The following is a 21220-nucleotide window of genomic DNA, read 5'->3' on the forward strand; positions in this document are numbered from 1 at the left end:
CCGTGATCCGCCACTACCGGGGCCTTCTGACGCATCTCCGCGACGCCGCCGGGATCCGTCAGAAGGACCCCTGGCGGACGCCGGACCTCACGAATCGGCGGCCATGTGGCGGGGAGGACGCCGGTGGCGGCCCTCGGGCTCCGGCGCGAGATCGATGCTGATGCGGGGAACCCGCTGGGTGAGCACCGACACCGACATGGCGCGGAACGCCGTCATCACCAGGACGACCGCCGCGACGAGCAGGGTCACCGCGGCCCCGCCCAACGCGATCGCCGGGCGGGGACCCCACGCCTGGGCCAGCCAGCTCGCGATCAGGGTGCCGAGGAACCAGCCCGCCCGGTAGACGAGTTGGAAGATCGCCATCACCCGGCCACGGAACTCCGGCAGCGTCTGAAGCTGCGCCAGGCTGAGCAGGCCCGCCCGCAGGACGAGGGAGACCACACCGACCGGCAGCAGCACCAGGCCGAGGGTCAGCAGCGACGGCATGGCCGCGGTGGCGAGTTCGAGGATCCCCAGCAGCAGGCTGCTCACCAGGACCGTGCCCAGCACGACCTTGGTACGCCAGGTCAGCCACGCACCGACGAGGGAACCGACGGAAATGACGGAGAGCAGAATGCCGTACGCCCCTGCGTGCGCGGCGAGTTCGCCGGAACACAGCAGGAGCAGCAGTGAGGGAAGACTCGTGCCGAAGAGGCCGACGATCCCGATGACGAGCAGCAGGAGGGTGAGGACGGGGCTGTGCCACACGTATCCCCAGGCGCCCCGCACCCGGGGGCGTCTGCCGGGCCGCGCCGCACGGACGTGGAGTCGCGCCGGGCGGATGAGCAGCAGCGCCGTGAGCATCGTCAGGTAGGAGAGCGCGTTCAGCAGGACGACCCCGCCCAGACCCACTGCTGCCATGAGCGGTCCTGCCGCGCTGGAGCCGACGACCAACGACAGGTTGAGGATGACGTTGTTGAGTGTGACCGCCTTCTTCAGCAGGGCGTCGCCCGCGACCTCCGAGACGAAGACCTGTTCCGCCGGCAGACCGATCGCGTTGATGCTGCCGACGCACAGTGCGCTGACCACGAGGTGCCACACCTCAAGCGAGCCGCTGTACGCCAGCAGGCCGAGCAGCAGGGCCAGCACCGTGAGCAGGGAGTGGCTGCACAGCAGGATCCGGCGCGGCGGGTAGCGGTCGGCGACCAGGCCGCCCACCTGGCTGAGCAGCAGCATCGTGAAGATCGGAGCCGCGGTGACGACACCGAGTACGAGCGCGTTGTGGCTGAGTTGGTACGTGTACCAGCCCAGCGCCACCAACTGCGTGTTGGTGCCGACCTGGGAGACGATCAACCCGGCGTAGTAGAACCGTGGATTGCGTGAGGCGAAGAGCCCCGGCGCGCGTACCCCGGGCGCGGCGTCTGCCGTCCCGCCCGATGTCTCCTCCGTCATCCGGCGACCTGTGCGTACAGGCCGGACACGTCCTCCATATAGGCACCGGCCGACAGCCGCTCCTCCGCCAGCGCCCGTACGCCGTGCCGGTCGACGCCCAGTGCCTCGCGGATGTCCTCCATGACGAGGGCCGGGTCCCGGTCGCTGCCGACGGCGGTGAGGTTGTACCGCAGGAGCGAGGCGATGTTGTCCGCCGTGATCAGGCCGGCGTAGCCGTGGCCCGCGCACAGGGTCGGAATCCCCGTCGCCATGGCCTCCATCGCACCGCGCCCGAGGGAGATGACCACGTCCATCTCCCCGAGCAGGTTGGGTATCGACTGGCACGGCATGTGGTTGATGAGGACGATCTCGCTGCCGAAGCGGTCGCTGGTCTCCCAGAACCCCGGGCCGTCGCCCGCCACGTACAGGAGGATCTCCTCGCGGTCGATGTTCTCGATGATCCGGCCGAGGACGGCCTCGCGCCCCGAGTCCAGGCGGCAGTAGAGCAGGACCCGCGGTTTCGGCCGGCGGCCCGTGGCGTCGACGGCGGGGAAGCGTTCCAGGTCGACCCCCTGGTGGACGAGGACCGCCTGATCCTGGGGGAGGTACTTCCGTTGCAGCGACAGCGCGTTCTCCGTCATGCACAGGAAGCGCGCGCAGCGCGCGACGAGGTAGTCGGACGAGCGGCGCCCCGCGTGGTGGACGATTCTGAACGCCGGAACGTACTCGTCGAACTGCCTCAGCATCTCGTCGGGCACCTCGTCGACCAGGATCAGATCGGTCTTGCCCGACGGATCGATCTCCTCCGTCACGGTGACGGAGTCCATACGGCGGAAGGTCGAGGTCAGGGCGAACTTGTGGGGATCGTCGACGATGAGCCGTACGGTATGGCCCGCTCTGCTCATCGTGCCTATCAGGTCGAGGACGAAGCTCTGCTGGCCGTAGGTGTGGTAGCGCCCGCGCTGACTGTACTTTCCGTCGTAGATGGCGTTGCTGCCGGTGGCGAGCAGATAGGTGATGTGCACGGTTCCTCATCGGATCGCTGAGTGGGGGCGGTGCGGGTACGGGGCGCCCGGTGCCGGGCACGCACCTGGACGCCATTCCGGTACCGGGGTTCGCCGCTCTTTCGAGGGTGGCGGCGGGCGCCCTGCCGGTGGGTCAGTCGGTCGTGGACCAGATGTGCGGCGCGTGGGCCGGGAACAGGGTCAGGCGCCCTTCGGGTACTGCTCGAAGCCGAAACGACGGTCGAACTCGGCCTGACGGTCCCGGTCGAAGAAGCGCACCATCTTGACCATCGGTCCCCAGCGCTCGTCCAGGCTCATGCCCTCGATGCTGAATCCGTGCTTGAGCTGGAAGATCATCGCGGTGCGGTTGCTCGGGTGGTGCTCGGAGGTCACCCGCTCGTACCCGAGGGCCTCCAGGTAGTCGAGCAGCTTGCTGTAGCAGAGCGCGGCGAGGCGCTGCGAGCGGTATTCGGGCAGCATTCCGCTCGTGCCGAGGTAGAAGGTGTCGGGGTCGGCCATCCGGCCCTTCAGCCACCCCATCACCTTGCCGTCGCCGTCCTCCATGAGGATCCGTTCCTGGTGCATCCGGCGGTATTCCGCGACCAGTTCATCCGACTTGGGGCGGTACGGGTGGGCGTCCCGGTCGGGGAAGACGTCCGCGTATATGTGGCCGACGGCCTCCCGGAACGTCGCTTCGTCGACGCACCGGCCGACGCCGCTCCCCGCGCCCGGAAGCCGCACGGGAAAGAAACGGGAGCGGATGTCGTCGATGGTTTCAAGAGTGTCGGTAGAAGGCATGGAGTTTCACCTGAGTTGGTTCTATGGTCATGGATGGGTAGTGCCGTGGCCCCGGCGGCGGTACGGAACCGCATGTCTTCGGCCTGCCCGCAGGGCATGAGGGCATGCTGAAGCGTTCAGGTCGCCCGGGGTGACAGGACGTCGGATTGCGACGCCGGTGCATCCGGGAGAGCAGCAGTTCTACCCCCTGCGGGGGTGTTGATGTTGGGGATCCGGGATCGCCGGACTTCCCTTTCCCTTAGACGGGAGCCGACGATCAACGGGTTCCCGTGAACCTTGCGGGGTCTGCGGATATGGGTGCAGATCTTGTGACGGTGCCCGCCGGATGACAGGCAAGGGGCGGGGGTGGAGCGGTGGGTGTCGGCTTCTGCCGCCGTCGGTGCCTAACGTGCGGTGAATGTAAGGGTGTTGCGTGCAAGTGCGGACAACTGGGCTCGCCAGAGGCGTACTTAGGACCGCTGACGAAAACGGCAGCATTCTCCGTCGCGGATCTCCCAGCGGGTCCGCAGCCGACGGAACCCATGCAGGTGGTCGAACGCGCGCTCCGTGAGCGAGGCATCCGCCACCGCATCGCCGGCCGCCACCCGGCTGGGCCGCCACCGCTGGGTCGTCGAGAGGACGGCGCCCTGGCTCGCCGGCTGCCGCCGCCTGCCCCGACGCTACGAAGGCGAGGCCGAACACTTCCCCGTCTTCGTCGACACAGCCGCCGCCCTCATCAGCTACCGCAGGCCCATCAAGTGAAACGACGCCAGTTGCTCTGAACGCCGGGGCTATGGCTGCGAGGGGGGTTGGGTAGGTGTGGGCGCCCCGCCCGGGGTGGGATGGGTTGCCCAGGTGCCGGTGGTCTGTGGCGCCCGGCTGCCCCTGCCGGACGTCCGGGCGCAGACCGCGAAGGTCACCCCGAGCAAGCCGAAGATGATGGCCAGGTTGCCCTTTGCTTGGATGCCCGCCTGCCGCGCCGCAACCTCCCTCTCCCAGAACGCCGCATCCTTCTGCATGGTCGACTGGTGCTCAAAGAGGCAGTCCAAGAGAGGCTGATCGGGCGGGGTGTCCGGTCCCTTGGTGTCGCAGTCGGCATCCTCGAAAAGATCTACCTTGTTGCTGTATTTGTCCAGCGGCTGATCAGGTACCTGAGAGGTCGCGGTCAGTGCGACCGCGGACAGGATCACCGCCGTGGTCATGCTGAGCATCGCCAATATGATGCAAAAGACGGTTCCGGCACTGCGGCCTTGGGATGACATGGCAGGGAGGTTAACGGCATGCGTGAACCACTGTCAGCCCGACTGCACTCACTGTGCAGTTCGCCGGATACGCCCTCCCTCGAATCCCGAGGGATCCTCGGCCCAGGAACCTCAACCTGAGCTGAGCGTCGAACCTTCGGGCACAGGCATGGTCCGTCGACGACCGGTGATCTGCACGAGCGTGGTACCGGGCTCGTCCCCAGGTGTCCGGCTCGGCGGCCGGCACCAGCCGCGGTCACCTCATCACCCCATCGCCCGCTCCCGGGCTGTCGGACCGAGGACCGGCCTTCCAAGACGGGTCGTGGTCCCGCACATAGACGGTGACTCGCGCCCCGTTGACCTGGGTTGTTCCGTACTCGCGGAAGTGGCGCCGCAGGGTGCTCGCTTTCGCTTCCTCCTGCGGGTTGGCCGGCGCGTGCGCCCCCGCCGGGTCGCGGACCGCGATGATCCGGTCGAATTCCAGCATGCGTGCCGCAATTTCCCGGGCGGGAAGCTCGACACCTGCAAGTGTGTTCGACGAAACGGGATCCTGTGCCAGGGCCAGATCCGTCAGGAAACGGGTGTCCTCGGGGTTGGCCGCCGTCCAGGCCCGGTGCAGGCCGGAGAGATAGAGCAGCCCGTCGCCGGGACGGCCTTCCTCGCGTACGGTGGCGCCGATGGCGGTGACGTCATTGCTCCGGCTCTGGGGCGTCCTCAGCGAAAGGCTCGGCTGGACGAGCGCGGCCAGTACGGCAACCGCCGCGATCCACGCGGTGCGGGAAGACCGCTGCAGCCGGTGGAAGTAGTCCATCCAGGCGCCCAGCAGCACGGCGATTCCGATATTGCTGTAGAGCACATACCGGTCGACGAAAAGCGGCTTGACCAGTGAAGCGATCAGCAGCAGAAGGCCCGGAAGCACAAGAATCGGCACAGCCAGCACGGAAAGCCGCACGGACCCCCTCACCCCCAGGGGCACTCGGGCACACACCACGCCCACGACCGCCACGACCAGGAAATACCGAAGCCGCACCGGTCCGCCGATCCAGGACACCTGCTCCGACTGCCCCGCACTGCGGATCGCCAGCGGCAACAGCCCGGCCACCACGCCCGCGGCGGCCACACTCCACGCCCTCAGCACCGGTCGTGGAACCCGGGAGACGACCAGTGTGACGCCGTGCGCAACCAGGGCGAGGACCGCGAACTCATGGAGCAGACAGGCCAGCAGCATGGTGGAGCCATAGACCGCCCACCGCCACCGGGCGCGATGCGGGACGCTGACCACGAGCGCATAGGTGGCCCAGGTGACCAGGGCACAGACCATGGCATACGAGCGGCCTTCCTGCGCGTACTTCTGTACCTGGGGGAGGAGCGGAAACACCAGCCCGGCCAGCAGCCCGGCACGGGCTCCCGCCAGGCGTAGCGCCAGCAGCCCGACTCCGCTCGCCGCCACGGACATCGCCAGCACGGACGGCAGCCGCAACGTCAGCAGCCCTCCGCCGAAGAGACCGAAGATCTCATGCATCACGGCGTAGTAGAGGGCATGGACCAGGTCGACATGCTGGGCGGTGTGCCATATCTGCGAAAGATCGCGGTGCGCGAGCTGATAGGTGACGGACTCGTCCCCCCACATACTGTTCTTCCTGCGGATACCCCAGAGCCCCAGAGCGATGGTCAGCGACAAGGGCGCGATGACGACAACGGCCCTGGCCGGGCTCGGCGATTGCCGACGGGCGGGTACGGGAGGGGGTACCTTCCTGGCCACGTCGGGGGCACGCTCATCAAGGGACATCGGCGGCAGGGCCTTTCAGCAGTGGCGGAGAAACTCCGCCAGCGTGCCCGGACCTCGTTGACCGGATGCTGACCCGACCTGACCGGCCGATCAGGAAGGCGGACCGGCGTTGTGCGAGGCTGCACCACATGCGCATCCTGGTGGTCGAAGACGAGGTGGACCTTGCCCACACCCTGCACACCGGTCTGACCGCCGAGGGCTACAGCGTCGACCTCGCCCATGACGGCCGACAGGGACTGTGGATGGCCCGGACCGGCGAATACGCCCTTGTCGTACTGGACTTGATGCTGCCCGGACTCAACGGCTACAAGGTCTGCGCCCAACTGCGCCGGGAGGGCAACGCGACCCCCATCCTGGTACTCACCGCCAAGGACGGGGACTGGGACCAGGCAGAGGCCCTGGACACGGGGGCCGATGACTACCTGGCCAAACCCTTCTCCTACCTGGTGCTCGTCGCACGGCTGCGGGCCCTGGTCAGACGAGCCGCCACGGCCGCCCCGCCCGTCCTTGCCGTGGGCGACCTCTCGTTGGACGTCGCCGCCCGGGTCTGCCGCCGGGCCGGGGCCCGAGTGGAACTCACACCGCGGGAGTTCGCCGTGCTGGAGTTGCTGGCCCGCCGGGCGGGCCAGGCGGTCTCCAAGACGGATCTGCTCTATCACGCGTGGCCCGACGAAGCCCAGGATCCCAACCTGGTGGAGGCGCGCGTCAGCGCCCTCCGCAAGAAGGTGGACGCCGCGTTCCACCGGCAGTCCCTGCAGACCGTACGGGGTACCGGCTACCGGCTGGTGGACGACCGTGAACGCGACTGAGCCGCGACGCCGCTGGTGGCCGCGTTCGGTACGAGCCCGCGCGGCCCTGGCCGCCGCCTCGACCGCCGCCGTCATCCTGGTCGGCATCGGCTGGTGCGTGCACCACGAGGTCTACCGCCAGAGCACGCGGCTCGCCGAAGACCAGGCCCGGGAACCTCTCTTTGCTCTCGCCGATCAGCTGAAGGAGGGTGTGGTTCCCAGTCGCAGAAGCGCCATGCCGTACGAGGTCGTCGCGACCGGCCGGCGCTCCGCTGTCGCCTACGGCGGAGGCATGGACGACTTCGATCCCGGCACCCGCCATGTGCTGCCCGCCCCCTCCGCGCTCTCCGCCCCACCGGATCCGGATCGCGGTGCGGGCTGGAGCTATACGATCCGTCCCATCCGCATACCGGTGGGCCGCGACTACTACCCCCGGGACGGATCCGATTGGGCCGGCGGGACCTACATGGTCTTGTACACCGATATCTGGGCCGGTGAACTGAGCAGTGACAAGGCCGCCGCGCTGGGCGTGACCGCCGACGCCACGCTGCGGGTCTATGCGGTGGTGCTCCCGCACACAGCCGAGGCGATCACCAAGAACACCGACCGCCTGCTGCTGTGGGCCGGGCTCGTCGGCCTCGTACTGATCGCCGCCGCCGCCTACTTCACCGTCCGCGTCGCGCTGCGGCCGGTGGAAGCCATCCGCGCCCTCACCGCGTCGGTCACCGCGAACGATCCCCGCGAACGCGTCACCGTCCCCGCCACGGGACACGAGATCACCGCCCTGGCCACCACCATCAACACCACCCTCCAACGCCTCGACAACGCCGCCGCCCAGCAGCGCCGCTTCGTCGCGGACGCCGCCCACGAACTGCGCAGCCCCCTCACCACGCTGCTGGCCAGCCTGGAAGTCGCGCTCGCCTACCCGGAACGCACCGACTGGCCGGCCGCGGCCACCACCGCCGCACGGCAGACCCGCCGCCTCCAGGCTCTCGCCGAGGACCTGCTGCTCCTCGCCCGCCTCGACACCCGCACGCCCATAGCCGGCCCCGAAACCGTCGACCTGACAGCCCTCGCTTTCCGGCTGACCGAGCAATACCCCCTCACCGGACGACCGTTGACCCTCACCTGCGACAGCGCCGCCCCCGCATACGCACACGGAAACGCCGACGAATACGAACGGCTGTTGCGCAACCTCATCGACAACGCCGCCCGCCATGCCGCACACCGCATCCAGATCACCGTCCGGAACCAGTACGCCTGGATCGTTCTCACGGTGCACGACGACGGACCGGGCGTGCCCACCGAGGACGCCGAGCGCATCTTCGAACGTTTCGTCCGGCTCGACGACGCCCGCTCCCGCGACCACGGCGGCACCGGCCTGGGCCTCGCCATCGCCCGCGACCTGGCCCACCGCCACCGAGGCACCCTCACCCTCACCCCCCGGACCCTCGGAGCATGCTTCCGGCTACGCCTTCCCCGAGCCCCCACCCCGGCCGGGAAATGACGCGCGGCGACCAGCGGGTGGTCGGTGTCGTCTCCGAAGCCGATCTGCTGGCGAAGGAAGAGACCCGGGACGGCGACGGCAACCGGGACCCGGCACATCCGGGGCAGGCACTGCCAAGGCAGCGGCGGTCTCCGCCGACCAGCTCATGAGCACGCCCGCGATCACCGTGACCGGGGACGCCACCTTGGCCTGCGCCGCGCGGGCCATGGCCCGCCACGGGTCAAGCAGCTGCCCGTCGCCGACGGCGCGGGCCGGCTCACGGGCATCGTCAGCCGGTCCGACCTGCTCAAGGTGTTCCTGCGGAGCGACGAGGAGATCGCCGAGGACGTACGCCGCAATGTCGTCGAGTGTCTCTTCGTCGCGCCGTCCCAGCCGCTGCGTGTCGAGGTGCACGACGGCGTCGTGACGCTGGCGGGCCGCGTCCGGGACGCCACGCTCGTGCCCGTCATGGCGCGGCTGGTACGCAGCGTCGAAGGAGTGGTGGACGTCGACTGCGCACTCATGGGACCGCTGACCCACCCGGGCCGCGATCCGGATCAGCCGGGGACCGCGGGAACCCGGCTTCTCTGACCCTCCCCGACCCTCCTTCCGGTCAGCGGCGGATGAGGCCGAGGCCGGTTGCGGCGGCGACGGCGGCGGTACGGGAGTCGACGCCGAGTTTGGTGTAGACGTGCGCGAGGTGGGACTTGACGGTTGCCTCGGTGAGGTGGAGGCGGTGGCCGACGGCCTGGTTGGACAGTCCTTCGGCCACCAGGGTGAGGACCTCGGTCTCGCGCCGGGTCAGGGCGGTGCCGGGGGTCCGCAGCCGGTTCATGAGGCGGTCCGCGACGGTGGGGGCGAGGGTGGTGCGGCCGACGGCGGCCGTGCGTACGGCGGCGGCCAGGTCTTCGGGCGGGGCGTCCTTGAGGAGATAGCCGGTGGCGCCGGCTTCGATGGCGGGAAGGGTGTCGGCGTCCGAGTCATAGGTGGTGACGACCACCACGCGGGGCGCACCCGGCCGTGCGGTGATCCGGGCGGTGGCCTCGGCGCCGCCCATGCCCGCGCCGAACTGCAGGTCCATGAGGACGACGTCGATGTCACCTTCGGCGGCGCGGGTGACGGCGGCCTCGGCGGTGGCGGCCTCGGCCACGACGGCGAGGCCGGGTTCGGTCTCCAGTACGGCACGCAGCCCGGCCCGTACCACGGGATGGTCGTCGGCCAGCAGGAGGCGGATGGGAGTCGTGGTCATGGGCGGGTCCTGGTTCATGGGCGGGTCCGGGTCATGGGTTGGTTCTGGTCATGGGCGGGTCCGGGACATGGGTCGGTTCTGGACTCGTCGGCGGGGTGAGGGGGAGCCGGGCCGTCAGGGCGGTGCCGTGGCCGGGGGCGGATCGGAGGGTCAGGGCGCCGCCGAGTGCGTCCACCCGGGCCCGCATCGCCGCCAGGCCGAAGCCGCCGCTTTCGACGTCGGGGGCGGCGAGCCGGCCGGGGTCGAAACCGCAGCCGTTGTCGACGACACCCAGGGTGATGTGCTCGCCGGAGTAACTGAGGGTGACCTCGGCGCCGGCAGCCCCGGAATGGCGGACGGTGTTGGCGAGGGCGGACTGGGCGATGCGCAGCAGGGCGACCTCGTGGGCGATGGGCAGCGGGGCGGCGTCGCCGGTGAGCCGGAAGCGGGCGGCGAGCCGGTGCCGGGCGCTGGTGGTGGCGCACAGCCGTGCCACGGCGTCGGCCAGGGTGGTGCCGTCCAGGGCGGGCGGGCTGAGGGCGGCGACGAAGCGGCGGGCCTCGGCGAGGTTGTCCACCGCGGCCTGCCGGGCTGCCTCCGCGTGCCGGGCGGCGGCCTCGGGCCGGTCGGGAAGGGCACGTTCACAGGCCCGCAGCAGCAGCTGAATGCTGGACAGGCCCTGGGCGAGGGTGTCGTGGATCTCGCGGGCCAGTCGTTCACGTTCGGCGAGTACGCCGGCGGCGTGCTGGGCATCGGCCAGGTCGGCCCGGGTCGCGGTGAGTTCCTCGATCAGCTGCCTGCGCTCCTCACTCTCCCGGTACAGGGCCTGATACCCCCGCACCACCGCGACCGCGACGGCGCCGCCGAGCGCGGGACCGATCACCATGGCCGGACTGAAGGAGTGCTGGTGGGCGGCGTAGCCGGCGACGGCCACGGCTGCGGTGGCGGCCACGACGGCCGGCCCGGTACGACGAGGCAGCAGGTGGAGCTGGAGGAAGTACAGCGGGAACGCCACCCATACGGCGTCGGGGGACAGGGCCAGCAGCACCAGCCACACGCCGCCCACGGCGGTCAGCCACAGCGCGGCGGCCCGCCGCGAGCGGCGTACGCCCGGCAGTACGGGCCCGGCCGTGTACACCAGAGCGCAGGCCGCCGCGGAAGCGACGACCGGTCCGACGTGGGGCCGGCCGTCGGCCACGGCCCGCCCGGCGGCCAGCGCGAGCAGGCCGAATACCAGCAGGTGCAGGCACCAGGCCAGGACCCGGGTGGTCGGGGTCAGGGTGGGGGCGGTGGCGTTCACAGTGCCTCCCAGGCTACGAAGACGGAACCTCTCGGGCCTCCATCGAAAGGTGGAACCCGCGTCCCGTCTTTCGGCCCGCGAAGTGCCGTCCTGCGCCGGACGCGCACCCGGGGGGCCGGCGGCAAGGGTGGAGGCACACACCGTCCACCGCTGGAGAAGGCAGGGCCGAGGCCGTGTTCGTCGCCTGGAGAGACCTGAAGTTCGCCAAGGGGCGCTTCGCCCTGATGGGGGCCGTCATCGTACTGATCTCCCTGCTGGTCGGGCTGCTGTCAGGGCTGACGACCGGACTCGGCCGGCAGAACACCTCCGCCATCACGTCCCTGCCCGCCGACAGGATCGCCTTCCGGGCTCCTGGCGGTGGCCAGAACCTGTCGTACTCCGACTCCACCGTCACCGAGCGGCAGTGGCGGCAGTGGTCCACGGCCCCCGGCGTCGAGCGCGCCGAGCCGCTGGGGATCACCGCCACGAAGGCCACCGCCGGGGACCGGCGCACCGGGATCTCCGTCTTCGGCGTCCGGCCCGGCTCCCGCCTGGCCCCGGACGGCAGCCGGATCGACGACGAGTCGGTGGTGCTGTCCCGCGGCGCCGCCGACGGCCTCGCGGCCGAGGCCGGGGACCTGCTCACCCTGGCCGGGCAGCGGGTGGAGGTGGCCGCCGTACGGGGCGACGCCTACTTCAGCCACACCCCGGTCGTCTGGACCAGCCTGGACACCTGGCGGAAGACCGCCCCACCCACCGGCAGCGGTACCGGCCCGGCCGCCACCGTCATCGCCCTGGACACCACCTCCGGGGCCGACGTGGCGGCCACCGACCGGCAGGCCGGCACCAGGACGGTCACCACCGGAGACTCGCTGTCCGCGATCGGCTCCTACACCTCCGAGAACGGCTCCCTGCAACTGATGCGCGGCTTCCTGTTCGCCATCTCCGCCCTCGTCATCGGAGCCTTCTTCACCGTCTGGACCATCCAGCGCAGCGGTGACGTCGCCGTCCTCAAGGCCCTCGGTGCCTCCACCGCCGGCCTGCTCAAGGACGCCCTCGGCCAGGCCGTCGTCCTGCTCGCCGGCGGCACCCTGCTGGGCACCGGAACCGCCGCCGCGCTGGGGGCGCTCATCGACGGCTCGGCCGTGCCGTTCCTGCTCACTCCCGCCACCGTCCTCCTCCCGGGCGCGGTGATGATCGCGCTCGGCGCGCTCGGGGCGGTCCTGTCCATCCGCCGCATCACCTCCGTCGACCCGCTGACCGCCCTGGGGAGCGCCCGATGAGCCTGCACCTGACCGACGTCACTCTCACCTACCCCGACGGCGAGACCCGGTTGACCGCTCTCGACCAGGTCAGCCTGGACGTTCCGCGGGGCTGCCTGACCGCTGTGGTCGGCCCGTCCGGCTCCGGCAAGTCCAGCCTGCTGGCCGTCGCCGCCACCCTGATCACCCCCGACACCGGCACCGTCACCATCGACGGGACCGACACCACCGGCATGAGCCGCGGCCGGCTCACCGACCTGCGGCGCCGCACGATCGGCATCGTCTTCCAGCAACCCAACCTGCTGGCCTCCCTCACCTCCGTCGAACAGCTCCAGGTCATGGCCCGGATCGACGGCCGCAAGCCCCGTACGGTCCGCAGCCGGGCCATGGAGCTTCTCGACGCGGTCGGCCTGGCCGACCAGGCCCGTCGCCGCCCCCACCAGCTCTCCGGCGGCCAGCGCCAGCGTGTCGGCATCGCCCGTGCCCTGATGAACGACCCCACCGTCCTCCTGGTCGACGAACCCACCAGCGCCCTCGACCAGGAACGCGGCGCCGTCGTCATCGACCTGATCGCCCGCATCACCCACCAGCGGGCCACCGCCACCGTCCTGGTCACCCACGACCGCACCCACCTCACCGCCGCAGACCGGATCGCCGAAGTCCACGACGGCCGCCTCCGCCTGCCGGCCTCGGCGCACTGACACAGCGGCCCGCGAAGCGGAGCGTCCCCGCGCCCTCAGGGGACAGCTCGTCCAGGAGCCGGATCCTTCCCGCCCCCGGCTCGCCGGAGAGTACGGCCGACTGTGTTTCCTCCGCTGCTCGGCCGGGCGTGGAACGCTGTCCTTGCCGACCGCGGGCCGGTATGGCGTACCGACGGGTCCGCCCGGGTCCGCCGCGGGCGAAGGCGACCGTCGGTCCGGCGGGCGGATCAGGTCCCCGGAGGATGGGCTCTCGCCCGGGAGACCGGCTGACGGGCTGTGCGGGAAACCGGCGCCACTGTGCAGACGAACTGCCGTTGCGCCGGGGAAGGTACCGCTGGACATCCGCAGGCCCGCGCTCGGTCCAGAAGGCCGGCGGACCCGCGGGCACGTGCTGGCCGGCGATCCGTCCGAACAGGCATCGAGCCTGGCGTCGTCCGCGGCACTTGTGCCGCCGCAGGGGGCTACGCTGGCCACTCTGGCGGTTCAGGTCATGTTGCACAGGGGAGTTGGTAGGAGTGTCGTCGGTGCCGGGGAACATGGGGGAGCCCGGGTCCGCGGGGTTCGTCGCCGGTTACGCGCTCCTCGGCAAGCTCGGCAGCGGGGGCATGGGCGTCGTCCACCTCGGACAGTCGCCTTCGGGCCGTCAGGTCGCGGTCAAGGTCGTGCACGCGCAGTACGCGCAGGACGAGGAGTTCCGGGCCCGTTTCCGGCGGGAGGTCGCGGCTGCCCGCCGGGTCAGCGGTGCGTTCACGGCACCGGTCGTGGACGCCGATCCCGACGCGGAGCAGCCGTGGATGGCGACGCTGTACGTGCGGGGCCGGACGCTCGGCAGCACCGTGGCGGAAACAGGACCACTGGCCGGGCGTGAGCTGCGTCAGCTGGCACTGGGCCTGGTGGAGGCGCTGCGGGACATCCACCGGGCGGGCGTGGTGCACCGTGACCTCAAGCCAGGCAACGTCCTGATGGCCGAGGACGGTCCGCGCGTCATCGACTTCGGGATCTCGCACGCGGCCGGTCACCAGTCCCTGACGGTGACGGGCCGGCTGATGGGCACACCGCCGTTCATGTCGCCCGAACAGTTCGACTCGCCCCGCGACGTCTCGGCCCCGTCCGACGTGTTCTCGCTCGGTTCGCTGCTGGTGTACGCGGCCACCGGCGAGGGCCCGTTCGACAGCGACAGCCCGTACCTGACGGGCTATCGGATCATGCACGAGCCGCCTGACCTGAGCCGTACTCCCCAGCCGCTGCGTTCCGTCGTCGACCGCTGTCTCGACAAGGACCCGCGGAAAAGGCCGGGACTGGACGAGTTGCAGGAGCTGTTCTCCTCGCTGCCGGACACCGCCTTGCTCCCGCCGCCGGCCGGGCCGGCTGCCGCGGCGCACCTGGCGTACCAGCAGACGCAGGTCGCAGGGGAGGGCGGCGAGGCGCCCGGTGCGAGCCCGTCCACGCAGGACAGGGGCCGCCCTGCCGGGCGAGGCCGCAGGCCGGGCCGGCTCGTCCTCACCGCCGGTGCCGTGCTGGCCGTCGTCCTTGCGGGCGCGCTGGCGTATCGCATGTCGCCGGGCGGGCCGGACGGCCGGGCCGCCGCCGGCACGTCCACGGCCCCGGTGCTGCCCGCCGGCTGGCGGTACTGGCGGACCAGTCTGGTCCAGCCCGTGAAGGGCGAACCGACGGCCACCAACGTGGACACGGTGGACTCCGGGTGCGTGGCCGACGGGGCGTCGGTGTACTGCGCGGGAACCGGCTTCACCGTCGCACGGATCGACGCGGCGACGGGCCGGGTGCGCTGGCGCTTCGGCGACAGCAGCCAGGCCGCTGAGCGGCCCCTCGGCATCCGGCGCGGCATCGTGTACGCGACCGTGCTGCCCGACGAGGACCGCGTGTACGCGGCGCAGCAGCTCGTGGCCCTCGACGCTGCCACCGGCAAGCAGCTCTGGACCCGCGCCGTCGACGCGGGCCACCCGGCGGACCTGTTCAGCGGTGGCGTCCTGGCGATGCCGGACGGCGCGCACGAGTTCGTCGCCTTAGACGGCGCGACCGGCAAGAACCTCTGGCACACGGCGGCAAAGTCCTCGCAGGGCACCGACTGCTCCCCGCTGGCACTGGCAGGCGTCCCCTACGGCCTGTGCACCAACGCGAACGACCCCTTCAAGGGCCAGGTCGGCTTCCTGCGCCTCGACCCCGCCGACGGCACCCCGCGGGAACTCGGTCCGCTGCCCCTGACGATGGAACCGCTCGGCTCGATCGCCGGACAGCCACTCTTCGCCGTGCGCGCAAGCCAGGACGCCGCGGACGACAGCAGGAACGACGTCCTGTACTCGGCCCTTTTGAGGATGGACCCGCGCACCGGATCCGCCACCCGGGTGCCCCTGAAGAACACCGCGCGGGGCACACCCCGCGTCATCGACGGCACGGTGTACTTCGTGCGCCCCGACGGCACGGTCACCGCGGTCGACGCCGCCAGCGGCGAGCGGAAATGGCAGAAGAGCACACAGATCGAGAACCTCTCGGTGCCCACCAGGTCCGCCACCTACGACACCCTCTACTTCGCCAACCGCTACGGCCGGCTGCTCGCCCTCGACCGTGCCACCGGCGGCCCCCGGTGGACGAGGGACCAGCTGGACAATCCCGGGCCCTCGGCGCAGAAACGGCTCCCGAGCATCGTCCTGGTCAAGGACGCGATCGTGGCCGTCGCAGGTGACACGGCCTTCTCCGTACGCCCCGACCGGCAGACGCCCGCGGCGGGGTGAGCACAGCCGTCCGTGCCGGAGCCGACGAACCGGATCTCGTCATGCGAGGCCCTTGAGCAGGGCTGACACTCGGACATGTGAACACGACGGACATGTCATCCAGTGACTCTTCGAACCCGCGCTGGGCGCCGGACGCCGACGTTCTGGTGGTCGGGGCCGGTCCGACCGGCCTCCTGCTCGCGGGTGACCTCGCCCGGTCCGGGGCCAGGGTCGCCCTGTGCGAGCGACGCGAGCACGCATCCGATCTGAGCCGCGCCTTCAGCCTTCACGCGCGAACCCTGGAGCAACTCGACGCCCGGGGCCTCGCCGACGGACTCCTCCGTATCGGCACCCCCACCCGGGCGCTGCGTCCGTTCGGCCGTCTCAGCATCGACTTCTCCAGACTGCGCACGCGCTTCCCCTTCATCCTCACCATTCCTCAGTGGCAGGTCGAGCGGGCCCTGCTGCACCGGACCGAGGAAGCGGGAGCCACCATCCTGCGCGGGGCGCGGGTCACCGGGCTGCGGCAGGACCCGGACGGCGTCGACGTGGACGTGCGCCACGCGGACGGCACCACGGCCACGCTGCGGGCCCGATACGTCGTCGGCGCCGACGGGGCGCGCAGCACCGTCCGGCAGAGCCTGGGCATGCCGTTCCCCGGCAAGTCGGCCATCCGCTCCGTGATGCTGGCCGACGTACTGCTGGACCGCGCCCCGGACGACATCTTCAATTTCAGCTCCAATGCGGAAGGCTTCACGTTCTTCGCGCCGTTCGGGGACGGCTGGTACCGGATCATCGCCTGGGACCGGCGCGAACAGGTGGCTGACGATGCGCCGATCACCTTGGAGGACGTCCGGGACATCACCAGACGTACGATCGGCGACGACCTCGGGATGCACGAACCGCGGTGGCTCTCCCGCTTCCACAGCGACGAGCGGCAGGTACCCCACTACCGGCAGGGACGGGTGTTCCTCGCGGGCGACGCCGCACACGTCCACTCACCCGCCGGCGGCATGGGCATGAACACCGGCATCCAGGACGCCGCCAACCTCGGCTGGAAACTGGCAGCCGTCCTGCACGGCCGGGCCGGTGACGCACTGCTGGACAGCTACCACACGGAACGTCACCCGGTGGGGCGCATGGTCCTGCGCGTCAGCCACGCACTCCTCACGGCCGTCACCACCGGATCACCTCTGATCCGCGCGCTGCGGGCCGCCCTGGCCACCGTCGCGCACCAACTGGCCGTGGTGGAGGCGCGCGCGGCACGCGGCATCTCCGGCATCGGGATCAGCTACCGGGCACCCCGCCGCTCTCATCCCCTCGTCGGCCGCCGGGTACCGGATCTGCGCCTGGCAGGGAAACCGGACCGGCTCTACGAGGCACTGCGCGAGGGCAAGTTCGTGCTGGTGGGCCGCGCTGCCGCCGCGGTTGCCGCGCCGTGGGCGGAGCGGGTGGTGACGGCCTGCCCGGCGGCCGGCCTGCGCCCGACCCTCCTGGTCCGGCCCGACGGCTACGCCGCGTGGGCGGCCGAGGACCCCGACCCGGCCGAGGTGCGCAGGGCGCTGACCCGGTGGCTGGGCCCGGCGGACCACCAGGGAACATGAACGGGCTCCTCGGACTCATGGGCACGCCGCCGCAGGAGCCCTCCTCCGCCGCAGGCTCTGGTCGCCTGTGAACCACTACACACCTGGGGCGGCGCCTCGGCACATGACCTCGGAGCTTCAAGACGCCCGACAGAATCGCGCACCGAACGGAAAGGAACCGTCCGGTGCCGGACAGGGCAGGGTGTGAAATCCAAGACGGAACAGGAGGCACGCCGGGAGCGGCAGGCGCGCTTCGAAGGACTCGCGCACGTGGTGTTCGCACGGCGAGGAGCCCGCCTCGTGCTCGCGGCGGCTGCCGGTGCACTCGCGGTGGGAGGAATCATCACCGCGGGGAACATGGGGAGTGACGGCGACGCACGCTCGTCCCAGGCCGCCGGCTCGCTGACACTCACCGCTCAGGGCGGCGCTGCCGGCGCCAAGTGCATGGCACCCGACCCCGACAGCCTGCGCGGATATCCGACGCTTTTCGAGGGCACGGTCACCTCCGTCAAGGGCGGTTCGGCCGTCTTCCACGTCGACCGCTGGCTGAGCGGCCACGGCGCGACCACGGTACGGCTCGACACCGGCAGCGAGACGACGGAGAGCCTGACGTTCCTGGCCGGTGAGCACTATCTCGTGGCGGCCAAGGACGGTGTGGTCCCGCCGTGCGGCGCGAACGTGGCCTCGGAGGACATCAGGAACCTGTTCCGCCGGGCATACGGAAAGTGACCACATGACACGACACCAGCCGCGGGCAGCACCGTCCCGGTGACCGCGGTGCCGACGCCTCGTACCCGCCGCGCGGGAGGGTGGGCACGGGGCCGGGTCGTTCAGCTCAGCGGTGTCACGGGCGCGATCCCGGCAGCGGACCGGCCGCACCGCGCGGCTGCCGACCCGGCCTCTCCCAGCGGTTGGCTCTGACGGGTCGTCGTCCCTGGTCGAGCCGTCCGAGGAACCGGCGACCACACCTCCGCATTCGCGTCGTGTCACATCTGGGCGGTCCGCGGTGTCTTGAGGGCATGACTGAACCCAGCAAAACCAACAAAGTCGTGGTCATCGGCGGCGGTTACGCCGGGACACTCGCTGCCAACCGCCTGCGTATGCGCGCCGATGTCGACATCACACTGGTCAATCCCCGCCCGGCGTTCGTCGATCGAATCCGGTTGCACCAGTTCGTCGCCGGCACCAGTGACGCCACACTGGACTACGGCACGCTGCTCGGCGAGGGCGTCCGGCTGGTGGTCGACAGCGCCACGCACATCGACACCGTCGCCCGCACGGTACGGCTGGCGTCGGGCCGCGCGCTGGACTACGACTACGTCATCTACGCAGTCGGCAGCACCGGAGTGACACCGTCATCGGTGGCCGGAGCGGCCGAATTCTCCTTCCCCATCGCCGAATTCGAATCCGCTCGGCGGCTGCGCGCCGTGCTCGACAAGATGCCTCTCGACGCTCCGGTCACCGTAGCCGGCGGCGGGTTGACCGGCATCGAGACGGCCGCCGAACTGGCCGAGCAGGGACGCACGGTCACCCTGGTGTGCGGCGGATCCCTGGTGCCGTCACTGAGCGCACCGGGTCGGCGGTCCATCGCGAAGTGGCTGTCCGGGCACGGTGTCGCCGTGCTGGAGGCCGACGTGGTGACCGAGGTCCGGCCGGATGCGGTCGTCCTCGCCGACGGTACTGGTGAGGGTGCGGTGCGTCCGAGCGCACTGACCATATGGACGGCCGGTTTCGGCGTGCCGGAGTTGGCGGCCGACAGTGGGCTGCGCACCGACGCGCTCGGCCGGCTGCTCACCGACGAGACGCTGACCAGCGTCGACGACGACCGCGTCGTCGCGGCGGGTGATGCCGCCGCGCCGTCGGGTCGGCCGCTGCGGATGAGCTGCTACGCAGCAGGGCCACTCGGGGCGCAAGCCGCCGACACGGTGCTGAGTCACCTCGCGGGTACCGAACCGGCGAGGATCAGCCTGGCCTTCTCGGGGTCATGCGTCAGTCTCGGCCGGCGCGCCGCCGTCCGGCAGCTCGCCCGAAAGGACGACACCGCGGTGAACGTCTACATCGGCGGCCGGGCGGGCGCGAGGATCAAAGAGCTGTCCTGCAAGGTCGCGGTATGGAAGATCCGCCGCGAGGCCGGCAAGCCGGGTTCCTTGCTCTGGCCCAAGGGTGCCCCGCGCCCCGAGCAGCCGGCCCCCGCTTCGCAGGAGATCGCCTCCTCGTGATCACCGACCAGCACACCGAGCGCTTCACCCAGTTGCGGCCGCTGCTGTTCACGATCGTCTACGAGATACTCGGCACGGCGACCGAATCCGACGACGTGCTGCAGGACAGCTACCTGCGGTGGGCAGCCGTCGACCTCGCGACGGTGCGGGACACCAAGTCGTACCTGGCGCAACTGGTGACCCGTCAGGCGCTCAACTCCCTGCGGGCGAGCACGCGCCGTCGCGAGGACTACATCGGCCCGTGGCTGCCCGAGCCGCTGCTGCTCGACGAGCACGACCCGTCGGCCGATGTGGTGCTCGCCGAATCCGTGTCGATGGCGATGCTCGTACTGCTCGAAACACTCACGCCCGATGAGCGCGCGGTGTTCGTGTTGCGCGAGGTGTTCGGCTTCGACTACGACGACATCGCTGTGGCGGTGGGCAAGTCCGTGGTGACGGTACGCCAGGTGGCGCACCGCGCCCGCGAGCACGTACGGGCCCGGCGCAGGCGCTTCGCGCCGGTCGGCGCGGCGAAGACCGCGCGGATCACAGAGCAGTTCATGACCGCGGCGGCAACCGGTGACCTGGAGGGACTGCTCTCGCTGCTCGCTCCGGACGCCACCTGGACCGCCGACAGCGGCGGCAAGACCCCCGCATCGCGCCGGCCGGTGGTGGGCGCGGAGAAGGTGGCCGCGGTCCTCATGAAGATCTTCCGCAAAGGACGGCCGGACCTGCGGATCGAGGTGGTCAACTGCAACAACACGCCCGCGCTGATGGTCCACAGCGGCGACGGTCCGCAAGGCGTCTTCCTGGTCGAGATCACCGACGGGAAGATCACCAGCATCTACGCCATCCGCAACCCGGACAAGCTCGTCGCGGTAGCGGTTCCGCGTCGGATCAGCCGGTGAGGAAACGAGACAGTACGGCGTCTTCACCGAAGTGTTTCCCCACCACAGAAGTGCAGTCGGAGGGCCAAGATCGCTGGACAAGACGCCAGGCGCCCCTTCCTCGCTGGTCACGGACCAAAGCGGCCGGCGCCACGCCGTCGCAGGCGAGCACCCCACAAACGCGATGTGGGGTGCCCCGCCGGGCAGGACAGAACACCGGTCCGCCATGCATCACAGGCACGCTGTCCGAAATCTGCCCGGTCGGGCATATGGCGTTAGCGTGGAGGGAGAAGGGTATCGAACGGATGATCGATGCCGGTCACTGAAACGGAATGGAAGATGACCGCGCGAACAGGCAGGACAGCTTCTGACACCGCGCCCTCCGGTGCGCCGGTTCCGGCGACCGGGCCCCGCGCGGCAGCTGAACGTGTCGTCTCGGAAAATTCGGTGACTGTCCGCATGGGCGACTTGCGACTCGAACTGCCGCCGCCGGACCAGCTTGTCTTCCTCGCCGGCCTCGGCGTGCTCACAGCGATGGAACTCATCGAATGGCCGATCGCGCTCGCCATAGCGGTCGGGCACGAACTGGCCCGCAGTCACCACGGCAAAGCGCTACGTGAGTTCGGGGAGGCCCTGGAGGAAGCGTGAGACAGACGCCCGCGGTGCGCTGCTCATGCCTGCTCTCATGCCCTCATGCGGCTCAGCCGTGCGGTCCAGGAGTCGAACCTGATTCCTGGACCGTCCAAGGTCACCCAAGGTACGAGGCCGTTCCCGCCGGTTCCGCTGCGACGGTGCGGCAGTAGGTGTGTGTGATGAAAGGCGTGCCGTAACTGCCGCCATGTCAGGGGAGTTGCATAC

19 protein-coding genes are annotated in these 21220 nt (G+C 70.5%); 12 read left to right on the plus strand and 7 right to left on the minus strand.

Annotated elements, in window-relative coordinates; translation table 11 throughout:
- Nucleotides 1–87 precede the first annotated feature (87 nt).
- The 3 genes from ACFYPJ_RS23655 to ACFYPJ_RS23665 all read right to left on the minus strand — a co-directional run bounded on the left by ACFYPJ_RS23655 (nt 88) and on the right by ACFYPJ_RS23665 (nt 3212).
- Nucleotides 88–1431, minus strand: a complete 1344-nt coding sequence (locus tag ACFYPJ_RS23655) for an MFS transporter (RefSeq protein ID WP_389020476.1) — start codon at nt 1429–1431, stop codon at nt 88–90.
- The gene (locus ACFYPJ_RS23660; protein WP_389020478.1) at nt 1428–2435 is read right to left on the minus strand and encodes a hypothetical protein; all 1008 of its coding nucleotides are present in this window, start codon (nt 2433–2435) and stop codon (nt 1428–1430) included. The genes ACFYPJ_RS23655 and ACFYPJ_RS23660 overlap by 4 nt, the downstream gene beginning before the upstream one ends.
- A 180-nt stretch (nt 2436–2615) precedes the next feature.
- Complete coding sequence (locus ACFYPJ_RS23665; protein ID WP_389020481.1) at nt 2616–3212, minus strand: GNAT family N-acetyltransferase; 597 nt, start codon at nt 3210–3212, stop codon at nt 2616–2618.
- Nucleotides 3213–3758: 546 nt separating this feature from the next.
- On the opposite strand from ACFYPJ_RS23665, the gene ACFYPJ_RS23670 reads away from it, so the two are divergent.
- Nucleotides 3759–3953, plus strand: coding sequence for a hypothetical protein (locus tag ACFYPJ_RS23670; protein ID WP_389020484.1), 195 nt, complete (start codon nt 3759–3761; stop codon nt 3951–3953).
- A 29-nt stretch (nt 3954–3982) separates the two neighbouring features.
- Here ACFYPJ_RS23670 and ACFYPJ_RS23675 read toward each other — a convergent pair whose 3' ends face one another.
- Nucleotides 3983–4402 (minus strand): hypothetical protein, encoded by a 420-nt coding sequence (locus ACFYPJ_RS23675; protein WP_389020487.1) that lies wholly within the window; start codon nt 4400–4402, stop codon nt 3983–3985.
- Between the two features lie 286 nt (nt 4403–4688).
- Nucleotides 4689–6221 (minus strand): hypothetical protein, encoded by a 1533-nt coding sequence (locus ACFYPJ_RS23680; RefSeq protein WP_389020490.1) that lies wholly within the window; start codon nt 6219–6221, stop codon nt 4689–4691.
- A 128-nt stretch (nt 6222–6349) separates the two neighbouring features.
- Here ACFYPJ_RS23680 and ACFYPJ_RS23685 point away from each other — a divergent pair, with 128 nt between their 5' ends.
- The 3 genes from ACFYPJ_RS23685 (at nt 6350) to ACFYPJ_RS23695 (ending at nt 9086) form a co-directional block, all read left to right on the plus strand.
- Nucleotides 6350–7030, plus strand: coding sequence for a response regulator transcription factor (locus ACFYPJ_RS23685; RefSeq protein WP_389020493.1), 681 nt, complete (start codon nt 6350–6352; stop codon nt 7028–7030).
- Entirely contained in the window at nt 7017–8516 is a 1500-nt protein-coding gene (locus tag ACFYPJ_RS23690; RefSeq protein WP_389020496.1) for a sensor histidine kinase, read from the plus strand. Before ACFYPJ_RS23685 ends, ACFYPJ_RS23690 begins: the two co-directional genes overlap by 14 nt.
- Before the next feature lie 291 nt (nt 8517–8807).
- The gene (locus ACFYPJ_RS23695) at nt 8808–9086 is read left to right on the plus strand and encodes a BON domain-containing protein (RefSeq protein WP_389020498.1); all 279 of its coding nucleotides are present in this window, start codon (nt 8808–8810) and stop codon (nt 9084–9086) included.
- Nucleotides 9087–9108: 22 nt separating this feature from the next.
- On the opposite strand, the gene ACFYPJ_RS23700 is transcribed toward ACFYPJ_RS23695, so the two are convergent.
- Nucleotides 9109–9744, minus strand: a complete 636-nt coding sequence (locus ACFYPJ_RS23700; protein WP_389020501.1) for a response regulator — start codon at nt 9742–9744, stop codon at nt 9109–9111.
- A gap of 31 nt (nt 9745–9775) precedes the next feature.
- On the minus strand, nt 9776–11023 hold the full coding sequence (locus ACFYPJ_RS23705) for a sensor histidine kinase (RefSeq protein ID WP_389020504.1): 1248 nt from the start codon (nt 11021–11023) through the stop codon (nt 9776–9778).
- A 173-nt stretch (nt 11024–11196) separates the two neighbouring features.
- Here ACFYPJ_RS23705 and ACFYPJ_RS23710 point away from each other — a divergent pair, with 173 nt between their 5' ends.
- The 8 genes from ACFYPJ_RS23710 (at nt 11197) to ACFYPJ_RS23745 (ending at nt 21010) form a co-directional block, all read left to right on the plus strand.
- Nucleotides 11197–12285, plus strand: a complete 1089-nt coding sequence (locus ACFYPJ_RS23710) for an ABC transporter permease (RefSeq protein WP_389020507.1) — start codon at nt 11197–11199, stop codon at nt 12283–12285.
- On the plus strand, nt 12282–12965 hold the full coding sequence (locus ACFYPJ_RS23715; protein WP_389020509.1) for an ABC transporter ATP-binding protein: 684 nt from the start codon (nt 12282–12284) through the stop codon (nt 12963–12965). Before ACFYPJ_RS23710 ends, ACFYPJ_RS23715 begins: the two co-directional genes overlap by 4 nt.
- A 536-nt stretch (nt 12966–13501) precedes the next feature.
- Nucleotides 13502–15715, plus strand: coding sequence for a PQQ-binding-like beta-propeller repeat protein (locus ACFYPJ_RS23720; protein ID WP_389020512.1), 2214 nt, complete (start codon nt 13502–13504; stop codon nt 15713–15715).
- Between the two features lie 92 nt (nt 15716–15807).
- The gene (locus ACFYPJ_RS23725; protein WP_389020515.1) at nt 15808–17298 is read left to right on the plus strand and encodes an FAD-dependent oxidoreductase; all 1491 of its coding nucleotides are present in this window, start codon (nt 15808–15810) and stop codon (nt 17296–17298) included.
- 183 nt (nt 17299–17481) lie between these two features.
- Entirely contained in the window at nt 17482–18006 is a 525-nt protein-coding gene (locus ACFYPJ_RS23730) for a hypothetical protein (RefSeq protein WP_389020518.1), read from the plus strand.
- A 290-nt stretch (nt 18007–18296) separates the two neighbouring features.
- Nucleotides 18297–19496, plus strand: coding sequence for an NAD(P)/FAD-dependent oxidoreductase (locus tag ACFYPJ_RS23735; protein WP_389020521.1), 1200 nt, complete (start codon nt 18297–18299; stop codon nt 19494–19496).
- Nucleotides 19493–20383, plus strand: coding sequence for an RNA polymerase sigma-70 factor (locus ACFYPJ_RS23740; protein ID WP_389020524.1), 891 nt, complete (start codon nt 19493–19495; stop codon nt 20381–20383). Before ACFYPJ_RS23735 ends, ACFYPJ_RS23740 begins: the two co-directional genes overlap by 4 nt.
- Before the next feature lie 438 nt (nt 20384–20821).
- Nucleotides 20822–21010: a hypothetical protein gene (locus ACFYPJ_RS23745; RefSeq protein WP_389020527.1), complete on the plus strand. Its 189-nt coding sequence runs from the start codon at nt 20822–20824 to the stop codon at nt 21008–21010.
- Nucleotides 21011–21220: the final 210 nt, after the last annotated feature.

Origin of the sequence: Streptomyces sp. NPDC006012, assembly GCF_042871185.1 — a bacterium.
GTDB lineage: Bacteria > Actinomycetota > Actinomycetes > Streptomycetales > Streptomycetaceae > Streptomyces.